Source organism: Streptomyces mobaraensis NBRC 13819 = DSM 40847, from assembly GCF_017916255.1.
GTDB lineage: Bacteria > Actinomycetota > Actinomycetes > Streptomycetales > Streptomycetaceae > Streptomyces > Streptomyces mobaraensis.
The window spans coordinates 5,282,409-5,295,253 of sequence record NZ_CP072827.1 but is presented as its reverse complement, the minus strand read 5'-3'; the positions used below and the strand labels follow the sequence as shown (position 1 = coordinate 5,295,253).

Sequence of the window (12,845 nt, the reverse complement as noted above, 5' to 3'; positions counted from 1 at the left end):
TCAGTCCCGGCTCAGCCCGCGAGGACGTCGTCGCTCTTCATACGGCGCAGCTCCCGCACGAGCAGGGCGACGCCGGTGACGATGGCGGCGGCCGAGACGACCGCGTCGACCAGCTGGAGCGTGTCCTGCTCGCCGCGCGCCGTCTTCGCCTGCTTGACGACGCTGACCGCGCCGAACAGGGTCGTGCCGATGGACAGGTACGTGCCGGCCTTGGACTTCTTGAAGCCCTTGGCCTTCTTCAGCGCGCTGCCCTTGCTCTTGTTCTCGCTCGCGGTGCTCACAGTGCGGGTGCCTCCTCCAGCAGCGGGTGGCCCCAGCGGGCGGTGAACGCGGCCTCGACCGCGGCACCGACCTTGTAGAGCCGTTCGTCCTTCATGGCGGGAGCGATGATCTGGAGCCCCACCGGCAGCCCGTCCTCCGGGGCGAGGCCGCACGGCAGCGACATGGCCGCGTTGCCCGCCAGGTTGGTCGGGATGGTGCACAGGTCCGCCAGGTACATCGCCATCGGGTCGTCGGCGCGCTCGCCGATCGCGAAGGCGGTGGTCGGCGTGGTCGGCGAGACCATCACGTCCACCTGCTCGAACGCCTTCTCGAAGTCCCGCGTGATGAGGGTGCGGACCTTCTGCGCCGAGCCGTAGTACGCGTCGTAGTAGCCGGAGCTCAGCGCGTAGGTGCCGAGCATCACGCGGCGCTTCACCTCGGGGCCGAAGCCGGCCTCGCGGGTGAGGGCGGTGACGTCCTCGGCGGAGCGGGTGCCGTCGTCACCGGCGCGCAGGCCGTAGCGGAGACCGTCGAACCGGGCCAGGTTCGAGGAGCACTCGGACGGCGCGATCAGGTAGTACGCGGCCAGCGCGAGGTCGAACGAGGGGCAGTCCACCTCGACGATCTCGGCGCCGAGCTCGCGCAGCAGCTCGACGGACTCGTCGAACCGCTGGAGGACGCCGGCCTGGTAGCCCTCGCCGCGGAACTGCTTGACGACGCCGACGCGCATGCCCGCGACGCTGCCGTTGCGGGCGGCCTCGACGACCGGCGGGACCGGGGCGTCGATGGAGGTGGAGTCCAGCGGGTCGTGACCCGCGATGACCTCGTGCAGCAGCGCCGCGTCCAGGACCGTACGGGCGCAGGGGCCGCCCTGGTCGAGGGAGGACGAGAAGGCGACCATGCCGTAGCGGGAGACCGCGCCGTAGGTGGGCTTGACGCCGACCGTGCCGGTGACGGCGGCGGGCTGGCGGATCGAACCGCCGGTGTCCGTGCCGATGGCGAGCGGGGCCTCGTACGCGGCGAGGGCCGCGCTGGAGCCGCCGCCGGAACCGCCGGGGATCTTGGTCAGGTCCCAGGGGTTGCCGGTCGGGCCGTACGCGCTGTTCTCCGTGGAGGAGCCCATCGCGAACTCGTCCATGTTGGTCTTGCCGAGGATGACGACGTCCGCGTCCTTGAGGCGCTTGGTCAGCGTCGCGTCGTACGGCGGGATCCAGCCTTCGAGGATCTTGGAACCGACGGTGGTCGGGATGCCCTCGGTGGTGAAGATGTCCTTCAGCGCCAGCGGGACGCCGGCCAGCGGGCCGAGCTTCTCGCCCCGCGCGCGCTTCTCGTCCACGGCGCGCGCCTGCTTCAGGGCGCCCTCGCGGTCGACGTGCAGGAAGGCGTGCACCTTCTCGTCGACGGCCTCGATCCGGGCCAGGTGGGCCTCGGTGACCTCGACGGCCGTGACCTCACCGGCGGCGATCTTCTCGGCGATCTCCGCGGCGGTCAGCTTGATCAGTTCGGTGGTCATCGTGGTCACTCCTCACCCAGGATCTGCGGCACCTTGAAACGCTGCTGCTCCTGAGCGGGGGCGCCGGAGAGCGCCGCCTCCGGGCTGAGCGACGGACGGACCTCGTCCGGCCGCATGACGTTGGTCAGCGGCAGCGGGTGGGAGGTCGGCGGGACGTCCTGGTCGGCGACCTCGGAGACGCGGGCGACCGCGCCGATGATGTCGTCGAGCTGAGTGGCGAAGTGGTCGAGCTCTTCGCCCTTCAGCTCCAGGCGCGCCAGCCGGGCGAGGTGGGCGACCTCCTCGCGCGTGATGCCAGGCATGCAGCGATCCTCAGGGTGGAGTGTGTAGGTTTCGCGGCCAATCCTATGGCGCGGGCCGCGTCCACCGCGAAACGGATTGTCCGCTGGCGCGGTGGGGTGCCCCGGTCCCGCCCTTTCACCGTTTCTTGCGGGGGCTCCGCCCCCGCACCCCCGAAGCGCCCTGCGGGCGCTGTCCTCAAACGCCGGACGGGCTGAAATCAGCCCGTCCGGCGTTTGAGGACGAGCGGCGGAGCCGCGAAAAGCGGGGTCTGGGGCGGCAGCCCCAGGAAACGGTGAAAGGGCGGGACCGGGGCATCCCCCTACGTCACCGGCTGGTCCGCCTCCTTCTCGACCACCGCGGAAGCGGGAGCGGGCGCCGCCGGCGCGGGCGCGGGCGCCACCGCGGGCGCGGCGGCCGGCGGGTGCTCCCGCCGCCAGCCCGCCTCGCGCAGGCGGAGCCAAGCCGTCGTCTCCTCAGGAGGCATCGCGGCCGCGACCAGCCACCCCTGCACCGCGTCACACCCCAGATCCCGCAACCGCTCCCACGTCTCGTCGTCCTCGACACCCTCGGCGACCACGAGAAGCCCGAGCGAGTGCGCGAGGTCGAGCGTGCAGCGGACGATCTCCGCGTCCTCGTTGTCGATGGCGAGGCGGGCGACGAAGGACCGGTCGATCTTCAGCTCGCTGACCGGCAACCGGCGCAGGTGGACCAGCGACGAGTACCCCGTGCCGAAGTCGTCGAGGGACATCTTGACGCCGTGCCCGGTGAGCCCGGCGAGCGCGTCGGCGGCCCGCTGCGGGTCTTCCAGGAGGACGTGCTCGGTGATCTCCAGCTGGAGGGCGCCCGGCGGGACGCCGTGCCGGGCGAGGCGGGCGGCGACGGAACCGGCGAAGCCGGGGGTGTGGACGTCGCGCGGGGAGACGTTGACGGCGACGGGCACCTCCAGGCCCATGGCCCGCCAGCGGGCGACCTGGCCGAGGGCGGTCTCCAGCACGTACTCGGTGAGCCGGGGCATCAGGCCGGAGGACTCGGCGATGGCGATGAACTCGTCCGGGGAGACCCGGCCGCGCTCCGGGTGCACCCAGCGCACCAGTGCCTCCAGGCCCTCGACGTGCCCGTCGAAGCCGACCTTGGGCTGGTAGTGCAGCTCCACTTCCCCCGCGTCGAGGGCGCGGCGCAGGTCGCCGAGGAGGCCGAGGCGGTCGGGGGTGTTGCCGTCCCGGCGGGCCTCGTAGACCTCGACGCCGCTGCGGTCACGTTTCGCCTGGTACATCGCCACGTCGGCCCGGCGCAGCAGCCCTTCGGCGTCGAGGGCGTGGTCGGGGTGGACGGCGACCCCGGCGCTGGCCTCGAGGACGAGGGTGAGGCCGTCGAGGTCGAGGGGGGAGCCGAGGGCGGCGACGAGGCCGCGGGCGACGCGCTGGGCGCTGGTGAGGGAGTCCACGGCGGGGAGGAGGACGGCGAACTCGTCGCCGCCGAGGCGGGCGGCCTCCGCGTCGCGCGGGAGTGCGTCCCGGAGCCGGGCGGCGATCTGGAGCAGCAGCCGGTCGCCGGCCAGGTGGCCGAGGGTGTCGTTGACGGAGCGGAAGCGGTCGAGGTCGATGAGGACGAGCGCGGTCCGCTCGCCGGCCTGTTCGGCCTCGTCGAGCGCGGCCCAGGTCCGTTCGAGGAGCCACTGCCGGTTGGGGAGCCCGGTGAGGGGGTCGCGGAGCTGCTCCTCGGCCCGGGCGTGGGCTATCCAGAGGGTGGAGTCCAGGGCTATGAGGGGGATCGCGAACAGCGGCAGCAGCAGCGGCGCGTGTTCGGCGACGACGGCGATCAGCGGGGCTATGCCGAGGAGCGCGCCGCCGACGAGCGCCTGCCGGAGCAGGGCGGCGCGGGCGGGGCCGCCGGTGAACCCGGAGTGCGGCGGGGCGAGGTGACGCCAGAGCAGGGCCCGGGTGACGGTGAGGTAGACGAAGGCGGCGAGGGCGATCCGGGGGACGTCGGCCGGCTCCCAGCCGCTGGGCAGCCAGGGGTGTTCGACGGAGGCGTGCACGTCGAGCAGGCCGAGGGCGGCGCCGCCGGCCGCGACGCCGAGGACGTCGACGGCACAGTGGAGTAACGCCTGTCGCCAGCGGTGCCGCCGGGCCGTGGTGACGAAGGTGACGACGGCGATGCCGATGACGGCGGCCGGGATCCAGCCGTGGAGCAGCAGGACGGCCAGGGTCAGGGCGGCGCCGGAGCCGGAGCCTCCCCACCACCGGTCACGGCCCAGTGCGACCAGATGGGCGACGATGAGGGCCGTGAGGGTGGCGAGGGACCAGCCGACCGTCCGCCCGGGGAACACCGCGTGGCCCGCGGCGGCGGCCCGCTCGATCCCCAGGGCGAGGACGAGCAGCGCGAGGGGGACGCAGACGACCGGCAGCGCGGGTGGTGGATCCCTGCGCAGCCGCGATGCCGGTTCGGCGCTGTCGGTGGGTTTCATGCCCGTCCCTCTCACAGCCGGCGGTGCCCGCGCCACGGCAGGCGCACATCTCAACAGTAGGCCGCAGAAGGCTACGACGGGCAGCGATCGGCGGCGGTTGCCCGAACAGGATCCGGCCTGGCGTGGCGTTCGGAAAGCGCTGTAGGGGTAATGCCCACTGGCCCCGCGGGCATTACTCCGCCGGGGTGGGCTCCTGTGGCACGGCGGCGGCGCGCGCCGCTTCCGGTCCCTCGGCGAGGAGCACGGCGAAGCCGTCCTCCTCCAGGACGGGGACCTTCAGCTGCATGGCCTTGTCGTACTTGGAGCCGGGGTTGTCGCCGACGACCACGAAGTCGGTCTTCTTGGAGACGGATCCGGTCACCTTGGCACCGCGCGACTGGAGGGCCTCCTTGGCCTGGTCGCGGGTGTACGAGGCGAGCGTGCCGGTGACGACGACGGTGAGGCCGGCCAGCGGCCGCGGCCCCTCGTCGCCGCTCCTCTCCTCCTCCATCCGGACGCCGGCGGCCCGCCACTTCTCGATGATCTCGCGGTGCCAGTCCTCGGCGAACCACTCGCGGACGGCGGTGGCGATGGTGTCGGAGACGCCGTCGACGGCGGCCAGTTCCTCCTCGGTGGCCGCGGCGATCCGGTCGATCGAGCCGAACTCGCGGGCCAGCGCGGCGGCGGCGACCGGGCCCACGTGCCGGATGGAGAGGCCGTTGACGATCCGGGCGAGCGGCCGGGTCCTGGCCGCCTGGATGTTCTCCAGCATGGCCAGGGCGTTCTTCTTGGGCTCGCCCTTCTGGTTGGCGAAGAAGGTGACGACCTTCTCCTCGCCGGTCTTGGGGTCGTGCTTGGGCAGTCCGGTGTCCGGGTCGCGCACGTAGGACTTGATGGGCAGCAGCTCCTCGATGGTCAGGTCGAAGAGGTCGCCCTCGTTGAGCAGCGGCGGGGTGGCCGGTTCCAGCGGCTGGGTGAGGGCCGAGGCGGCCACGTAGCCGAAGTTCTCGATGTCCAGGCACTCGCGGCCCGCGAGGTAGTAGACGCGCTCGCGGATCTGGCCGGGGCAGGAGCGGGCGTTGGGGCAGCGGAGGTCGACGTCGCCCTCCTTCATGGGGCGCAGCGCCGTCCCGCACTCGGGGCACTCGGCCGGCATCACGAACTCGCGCTCGCTGCCGTCCCGGAGGTCGACGACGGGTCCGAGGATCTCGGGGATGACGTCGCCGGCCTTGCGGAGCACGACCGTGTCGCCGATGAGGACGCCCTTGGCCTTGACGACCTCCTGGTTGTGCAGGGTGGCGAACTCGACCTCGGAGCCGGCGACGGTGACGGGCTCGACGACGGCCTGCGGGGTGACGCGGCCGGTGCGGCCGACGCCGACGCGGATGTCGAGGAGCTTGGTGTTGACCTCCTCCGGCGGGTACTTCCAGGCGATGGCCCAGCGCGGGGCCCGCGCGGTGGAGCCCAGCCGGCCCTGGAGGGGGACCTCGTCGAGCTTGACGACGACGCCGTCGATCTCGTGCTCCATGGAGTGCCGCACCTTGGGCTGCCCGTAGTGCGCGATGAACTTCCGCACCCCGTCCAGCGAGTCGACGACCTCGGCGTGCGCGGCGGTGGGCAGACCCCACTCGCGCAGCAGCTCGTAGGCGTGCGACTGGCAGTCGATGGCGAAGCCCTCGCGGGCGCCGACGCCGTGCACCACCATGTGCAGCGGGCGGGTGGCGGTGACCCGCGGGTCCTTCTGCCGCAGCGAGCCGGCCGCCGCGTTCCGCGGGTTGGCGAACGGCGGCTTGCCGGCCTCCACCAGGCGCGCGTTGAGCTCCTGGAACTTCTCCATCGGGAAGTAGACCTCGCCGCGCACCTCGACCAGGGCGGGGATCCGGTCGCCCTCCAGCCGGTGCGGGATCTCGGAGATGGTCTTGATGTTGGGCGTGATGTCCTCGCCGGTGCGGCCGTCGCCGCGGGTGGCGGCGCGGGTGAGCCGCCCGTGCTCGTAGGTCAGGTTGACGGCGAGGCCGTCCACCTTGAGCTCGCAGAGGAAGTGGTAGTCCGCGCCCTCGCCGACCTCCTTGGCGACGCGGTCGGCCCAGGCGGCCAGTTCCTCGTCGTCGAAGGCGTTGTCCAGGGAGAGCATGCGCTCGCGGTGCTCGACGGAGGTGAACTCCGTCTCGTAGGAGCCCGCGACCTTCTGGGTGGGCGAGTCGGGGGTGCGGAGCTCGGGGTGCTCCTCCTCCAGGGCCTCCAGCTCGCGCAGCAGCCGGTCGAACTCGGCGTCGCTGACGACCGGGGCGTCCTTCACGTAGTAGCGGAAGCGGTGCTCCTCGACCTGCTCGGCGAGCAGGGCGTGCCGCTCCCGCGCCGCCGCGGGCGTCGACGCCTCCGAGGTGAGCTTCCCGTCGCTTCCGCCGTGCCCGCCGTGCTGTTCGACAGCCACCGTCTCGTCCTCCCGTTGTCCTCTGGTGCGCCCTCCGGCGCCGTCACTCAGGGTTGTCCACGAGTGATCGTGCCGCCCGGACGCAGTGGGCGAGGGCCGAGCGGGCGTAGGCGGGCGACGCGCCCGCCATGCCGCAGGCGGGCGCGACCACCACGGACTCGGCGAGAGTCCCAGGTGACAGCCCCAGCCGGCGCCACAGCGTCCTGACACCCATGACGCTACCGGCAGGGTCGGACAATGGGCCGTCCACGCCGGGCACGACGCCGGCGAAGAGCGTCGTTCCGCCCTCGACGGCCTCGCCGAGCGCGTCGTCCTCACGCTCGGTGAGCAGCGAGAAGTCGAACGAGACACCGGTCGCCCCGGCGCGCCGGAGCAGTGCGAAGGGCACGCCGGGGGCGCACGAGTGCACGACGAGGGGGGCGCCGGCCTCCCGGGCGACCGCGGCGATCTCCCGGAGCGCGCCCTCGACCACGGCCCGGTCGACGGCCCGGTGCGTCCGGTAGCCGCTGGCGGTCCTGACCCGGCCGCGGAGCACGGCCGTCAGCGAGGGTTCGTCGAGCTGGAGGACGGGCGTCGCGCCCGGCACCCGGCGGCGCAGCTCGGAGAGGTGGCCGCGGAGGCCCTCGGCGAGCGAGGCGGTGAGGTCGCGGCAGGCGCCCGGGTCGCTCAGCGCGGCCTCGCCGCCGCGCAGTTCCAGCGCCGCGGCGAGCGTCCAGGGCCCGACGGCGGAGATCTTCAGGGCGCCCTCGTACCCCTGGGTGAACTCCTCCAGCGCGTCCAGGTCCTCGCGCAGCCAGGAGCGCGCCCGGCGGGTGTCGCGGCCGGGCCGGTCGGAGATCCGCCAGCCGCTGGGCTCCACATGGGCGAAGACCTCCACGAGGAGGCCCGCGGTCCGGCCGATCATGTCCGCGCCGGGTCCGCGCGCCGGGAGTTCCGGCAGGTACGGGAGGGTCTCCAGGGACCCGGTGACGGTCTTGGCCGCCTCCCGGGCGTCGGTTCCCGGCATCGACCCGACGCCGGTCGCGGCGCCGGGCCCCCAGGGGCGGTTCTCACGGGGCTCGCTGGTCTCGATCGTCTGGCTCACCCGGGAAGGGTACGAGACCGCGCCGGCCGGTCGGGGCACGCCCGTCCGGCCGGTCGCGGGACCGGCCGGACGTACGGATGTAGGCCCGGCCGGACGGGACCGCCCCGCCGGTCAGCGCCCCGGCCGGACCGTGATGTCGTTGATCTCGGCGTCGCGCGGCAGGTCGATCGCGTGCAGGATCGTCGACGCCACCGAGCCGGGCTCGATCCACCGCGTCGCGTCGTACTCCTTGCCCTCCTGCCGGTGCACCTTCGCCTGCATGGCGGTGGCCGTCCGGCCCGGGTAGACGCTGGTCACCCGGACGCCGTTGGCGTGCTCCTCGGCGCGCAGGGAGTCGGCGAGCGCCTTGAGCCCGTGCTTGCTGGCCGCGTAGGCGCTCCAGTTCGGGCCCGCGTTGAGGCCGGCGCCCGAGTTGACGAAGACCACGTGGCCGTGGGCGACCCGCAGTTGGGGCAGGAACAGGCGGGTGAGCTCTGCCGGTGCGACGAGGTTGACCGCGAGCGTGTTCGTCCACGTCCGCGGCGTCAGCTCGCCGACCCCGCCGAGGTCCACGACGCCCGCCACGTGCAGCAGCGAGTCGACGCGCTCCGGGAGCGTCTGCTGGTCCAGGGCCCAGGAGAGCCGGTCGGGGTTGGAGAGGTCGCCGACGAGCGTGCGGGCGCCGGGGAACCGGGCCGCCAGCTCCTTGGCGCGTCCGGCGTCGCGCGCGAACAGGAAGATCTCGTCCCCGCGGGCGAGCAACCGCTCGGCCAGCACCTCTCCGATGCCCGATCCGGCACCGGTGATCACATGTGTTGCCATGGGCCCAGCTTGCCTTACCCGCGCCCGGCGGACACGCGGCAGTCCACAACACGGCGCGGAAGCCCGGGAGTGGGAACCGGGTTGAGCGCCCCGGCCGCGGCGACCCCCTACGGGGGTGGGGAAGCACCGCGGCCGGGGCGGGTCCTTCCGGAGGCGGGCGGCCGTCCCTTGTCGGGACGGCCCCCGGAGCCGTACGTCCCCCCTGGCCGTACGTCTCCCGGCCGCGCTCCCCCCACGGAACGCGCGGCCGCCCGCCCGCCTCCGGAATGTCCGGCGTGATGCGGACCGCATCCCCCTCACATCCATGGTGACGACCCGGGGACACCTCCCGGTACCCGCCGACCGTCGGTTCCGTCCCCTCCGGTCGGCGGGGGCGGCGGAAACCGACCGACCGGGCGGTTGTTATATTTCCTGACCGGTAGCAGCGCAGGAGTGGTGAATAGTGATCCGCGTCATGGTCGTCGACGACGAGAAGCTGCTGCGCGCCGGAATCCGCAGCATCCTGGAGGCGGAACCGGACATCGAGGTCCCGGTGGCCTGCGAGGGCGTACGCGCCGTGGAACTCGCGGTCGCGCACCGCCCCGACGTCGTGCTGCTGGACATCCGGATGCCCGAGGTGGACGGCCTCTCGGTGCTCGGTTCGCTGCTGGCGCTGCCGGAGCCGCCCGTGGTGGCGATGCTCACCACGTTCTCCGGTGACGAGCACATCGCCCCCGCCCTGCGGGCCGGCGCCGCCGGGTTCCTGGTGAAGGACACCGTCCCCGACGAACTGGCCAGCGCGGTCCGCATCCTGGCGGCCGGCGGCACGGTGCTGTCCCCCGCCGTCGCGAACAGCGTGGTCGACGGCTACCTGCGGGCCGGCGGCGCCCCGCCCGCCCGGCTGGCCTCCCTCACCGACCGCGAGCGCGCGGTGCTGACCCTGCTGGCCCGGGGGAAGTCGAACGCCGAGATCGGCGCCGCCCTGCTGATGGGCGCCGCCACGGCCAAGGACCACGTGAGCGCGATCCTGGCCAAACTCGGCGCGGCCAACCGCGTCCAGGCGGCCGTCCTCGCCCATCACCACGGGCTGGTCCGCCTCGACGGAGAGCGCGGCGGGGCACACGGCGGTGCACGCGGCGGGCGACCGGACGCGGCCGGTCCGGCGTGAGCCGGTTCCGCGCGGGGCGCGGGGGTGCGCGGCGGCTCGCCGGTATGCGCCGGCGCGGGGACGCGCGGCGGCCGAGCGGTGCGCGGTGGCCCGTGACGTGGCGGGGCTTCCGCCGCGACCTGCTCCTCCTCCCGGTGACGGCGGCCGAGACGGCGGCCATGTACCCCGTGGCCGGCCCGACGGAGACCACCCTGTACGCGGTGACCGTCGCCGCCCTCTTCCTCCGCCGCCGCTTCCCCGTCCCCGTCCTGGTGACCGCCCTGCCCGTCACCTTCGGCGGGCACCTGCTGATCGCGCCCATGGTGGCGATGTACCAGGTCTCGCGCTCCATGGAGCGGCGGTGGACGGTCTACGGCTGGTCCCTGGCGTTCTTCCTCACCTCGCTCGGCCCCTGGTGGCCGTCGATCCCGGGCGCCTGGCAGAGCCGCGACGACGCGCTGCTGTTCGGCGTCCTCTCGTCCGCCCTGATGACGGTCGGCCCGACGGCGATGGGCCAGCTCAGCCGGGCCCGCCGGCAACTCGCCGACCACATCCAGGAGTTGTCCCGCGCCCACCGCCGGGAGGCGGAGCTGATCGCCGAACGGGCGGTCGTCGCCGAACGGGCCCGGCTGGCCCGGGAGATGCACGACGTCGTCTCGTACCAGGTCAGCCTGATGACCGTGCAGGCCGGCGCCCTGGAGCGGACAGCGGAGGAACCGTCCGCCCGCGAGACCGCCTCGGTGATCCGCGGCCTGGGCGCCACCGCCCTGAGCGAACTCCGCGGCCTCCTCGGCGTCCTGCGCACGGCCCCCGGCGACGCGGCCCTCCGCCCCCGGCTCGGCGCCCTGCCGGACCTCGTCAAAGGCAGCGGCCTCGATGCCCGCCTGGAGGCCGACCTGCCCGCCCTCGACGCCCTGAAGTGGCCGGCGGAGGTCGAGGAGGCCGCGTACCGCACGGTGCAGGAAGCGCTGACCAACGTCCGCAAGCACGCGGAGGGCGCGGCCGTCACCGTCTCCGTGGACGTCCTCCGGGAGGCCGGCCGGACCTTCCTCGCCGTCGAGGTCGCCAACACCGCCGCCCCGAGCGGCACCGGCTCGCGGCCGTCCACCCTCCCCTCGGGCGGCCACGGCCTGACGGGCCTGCGCGAACGCGCCGAACAACTCGGCGGGGAGTTCACGGCGGGCCCGGTGGACGGCGGTTTCCGGGTACGGACGGTCCTGCCCGCTTCGGGGTGACGGCTGTCGACCCGGCGCGCGGTCGTGCTCCGCCCCGGCCCCGCTACCCGGTCACGCGGATCCCGGCCTCTCGTCCGGCATGCCCGACATCCCTCTACTTACCGGCTCTTTCCGGCCACTCCGGTTCCGGTTCGTCACCGGTTTCATCGCGCCCTTGTCACAGAAGGCGAACAGACGGCGCGAGGATTTCTGAGGTTGTAAAGATCTGGTTAGTCTGGCGTGCGCTCGTCAAAAGAACGGGCAAAAAAGCCTGACAACGGGGGAGTTCCGAACCAGTGAAGTTTCGTCATGCCCGCGCCGCGGCCATCTTCGGTGTCTGCGTCGTCGCACTGACCGGTGCCCGGGGCCATCACGGCGGGAGCTGCGGAGGGGGCGGTTCCAGCCACCACAGCAGCAGTAGCAGCAGTTCGTCGTCGGGCGGCAGCACGTCCACGTCGGGCGGCGACTCGTCGGGCGGCACGTTCGGCGGCACCACGTCCGGTGGAACCGGCTCCGACTCCACGTCGGGCGGCTTCAGCACCGGCTCGACGTCGAGCGGCACGACCACCTCGGGCGACTCGTCGAGCGGCGGCTCCTCGATCCTCGGCTCGTCCGGCCGCAGCCGCGGCAGCTCCAACGACGCCATGCGGGACATCAAGATCAACGGCTGCACCTACAGCAGCGCGAGCGGCATCACCGCCAAGCTCACCGCCACCAACAGCAGCGCGTCGCAGACCAGCGACTACTCGCTCACCGTGAAGTTCACGATGCCGGAGGGCGACACCCGCACCCGCTACACCTCCATCATGTCCGTGCCCCCGAACAGCAGCCGCAAGGCCGACGTCTCGACCATCTACGTCGCCAAGCCCGGCTCCACGGGCACCTTCCGCTGCTCGGTGACGAACGTCTCGCGCACGTCCCGCTGACGCCCCGCCCGGCGCCGGGCGGGGGCCCTCCCCCGCCCGGTCCGCGCTATACCGCGCCGCGCTCAGGCGACCAGCGCCGGGACGGCTCCCGGAGGCGGCGCCTCCGCGTCCAGCCTCAGCTCAAACCAGATGATCTTCCCCTTCGGCTCGGCCGGCGGCAGACCGAGCGGGAACCCACCCCACCGGTACGCGACGAGGTCGAGGATCAGCATCCCCCTGCCCCGGATCGCGTCCAGCGCCACGGCCGACGGATCCGGCGGCACGGCCGGCACGTACGGGCCGGTGTCCGCCACGCTCACCCGCAGCACCGGGTACTCCCACGCGAGCCGGACCGTCGCCGGCCCCCACGCGTGCCGGACGGAGTTCGTCGTGAGCTCGGACGTCAACAGCTCCGCCCTGTCCGCCAGTTCCTCCAGCCCGTGCACGGCCAGCACGGCCCGCAAGGTGACGCGCGCGATCCCCGGACCGCGCGGGTCGTGCGGGAAGACGAGTTCGTACTCCCAGGGGGCGTTGAAGGGGAGGGGTTGAGGGGCGGGAGCGGGTTGTGGGGGGCGTGTGACCACGAGGGCACCTCCATGCGGAGCGCGATGGCTGCTGTACGGCTGGGTGGTTGCGTGGAGTTGGGGTCGCGACTGGGCGGACCCAGAGCTCTGGCGCCTCGCGGTGTCAGTGCCGCGACGGGGGTGAGCGCGGTGCGCTTCCGGAGGCGTGGTGGGGTGGGGAGCGGGTGGCTCGCGCCACACCGTAGCGCCCGCTCT

The 12,845-nt window shown here is 73.4% G+C and carries 12 protein-coding genes; 3 read left to right on the top strand and 9 right to left on the bottom strand.

What is annotated here, in order from left to right:
* Positions 1-11: 11 nt before the first annotated feature.
* From J7W19_RS22935 to J7W19_RS22905, 7 genes are all read right to left on the bottom strand, one after another.
* Positions 12-281: a hypothetical protein gene (locus J7W19_RS22935; protein ID WP_004948516.1), complete on the bottom strand. Its 270-nt coding sequence runs from the start codon at positions 279-281 to the stop codon at positions 12-14.
* On the bottom strand, positions 278-1,774 hold the full coding sequence (gatA, locus tag J7W19_RS22930) for an Asp-tRNA(Asn)/Glu-tRNA(Gln) amidotransferase subunit GatA (RefSeq protein ID WP_004948519.1): 1,497 nt from the start codon (positions 1,772-1,774) through the stop codon (positions 278-280). The genes J7W19_RS22935 and gatA overlap by 4 nt, the downstream gene beginning before the upstream one ends.
* 5 nt (positions 1,775-1,779) lie before the next feature.
* Entirely contained in the window at positions 1,780-2,076 is a 297-nt protein-coding gene (gene gatC / locus J7W19_RS22925; protein WP_004948522.1) for an Asp-tRNA(Asn)/Glu-tRNA(Gln) amidotransferase subunit GatC, read from the bottom strand.
* Between the two features lie 299 nt (positions 2,077-2,375).
* Positions 2,376-4,523, bottom strand: coding sequence for a putative bifunctional diguanylate cyclase/phosphodiesterase (locus J7W19_RS22920; protein WP_210455365.1), 2,148 nt, complete (start codon positions 4,521-4,523; stop codon positions 2,376-2,378).
* A gap of 172 nt (positions 4,524-4,695) precedes the next feature.
* The gene (gene ligA, locus J7W19_RS22915; protein WP_004949794.1) at positions 4,696-6,936 is read right to left on the bottom strand and encodes an NAD-dependent DNA ligase LigA; all 2,241 of its coding nucleotides are present in this window, start codon (positions 6,934-6,936) and stop codon (positions 4,696-4,698) included.
* 43 nt (positions 6,937-6,979) lie between these two features.
* Positions 6,980-8,020 (bottom strand): methionine synthase, encoded by a 1,041-nt coding sequence (locus J7W19_RS22910; protein ID WP_267939154.1) that lies wholly within the window; start codon positions 8,018-8,020, stop codon positions 6,980-6,982.
* Positions 8,021-8,131: 111 nt separating this feature from the next.
* The gene (locus tag J7W19_RS22905) at positions 8,132-8,821 is read right to left on the bottom strand and encodes an SDR family oxidoreductase (RefSeq protein ID WP_004949797.1); all 690 of its coding nucleotides are present in this window, start codon (positions 8,819-8,821) and stop codon (positions 8,132-8,134) included.
* Positions 8,822-9,263: 442 nt separating this feature from the next.
* On the opposite strand from J7W19_RS22905, the gene J7W19_RS22900 reads away from it, so the two are divergent.
* Both J7W19_RS22900 and J7W19_RS22895 read left to right on the top strand, forming a co-directional pair.
* A complete protein-coding gene (locus tag J7W19_RS22900; RefSeq protein WP_004949799.1) occupies positions 9,264-9,968 on the top strand; it encodes a response regulator in 705 nt (234 codons plus the stop codon).
* 92 nt (positions 9,969-10,060) lie between these two features.
* Entirely contained in the window at positions 10,061-11,182 is a 1,122-nt protein-coding gene (locus J7W19_RS22895; RefSeq protein WP_051072682.1) for a sensor histidine kinase, read from the top strand.
* Positions 11,183-11,531: 349 nt separating this feature from the next.
* Here the strand turns inward: J7W19_RS22895 and J7W19_RS22890 are convergent, their stop codons facing one another.
* Positions 11,532-11,807: a hypothetical protein gene (locus tag J7W19_RS22890; RefSeq protein WP_004949804.1), complete on the bottom strand. Its 276-nt coding sequence runs from the start codon at positions 11,805-11,807 to the stop codon at positions 11,532-11,534.
* On the opposite strand from J7W19_RS22890, the gene J7W19_RS22885 reads away from it, so the two are divergent.
* Positions 11,806-12,087, top strand: a complete 282-nt coding sequence (locus tag J7W19_RS22885; protein ID WP_004949805.1) for a hypothetical protein — start codon at positions 11,806-11,808, stop codon at positions 12,085-12,087. The two genes, J7W19_RS22890 and J7W19_RS22885, sit on opposite strands and share 2 nt — an antisense overlap.
* A 62-nt stretch (positions 12,088-12,149) precedes the next feature.
* Here J7W19_RS22885 and J7W19_RS22880 read toward each other — a convergent pair whose 3' ends face one another.
* Entirely contained in the window at positions 12,150-12,650 is a 501-nt protein-coding gene (locus J7W19_RS22880) for an ATP-binding protein (RefSeq protein WP_004949807.1), read from the bottom strand.
* Positions 12,651-12,845 lie beyond the last annotated feature (195 nt).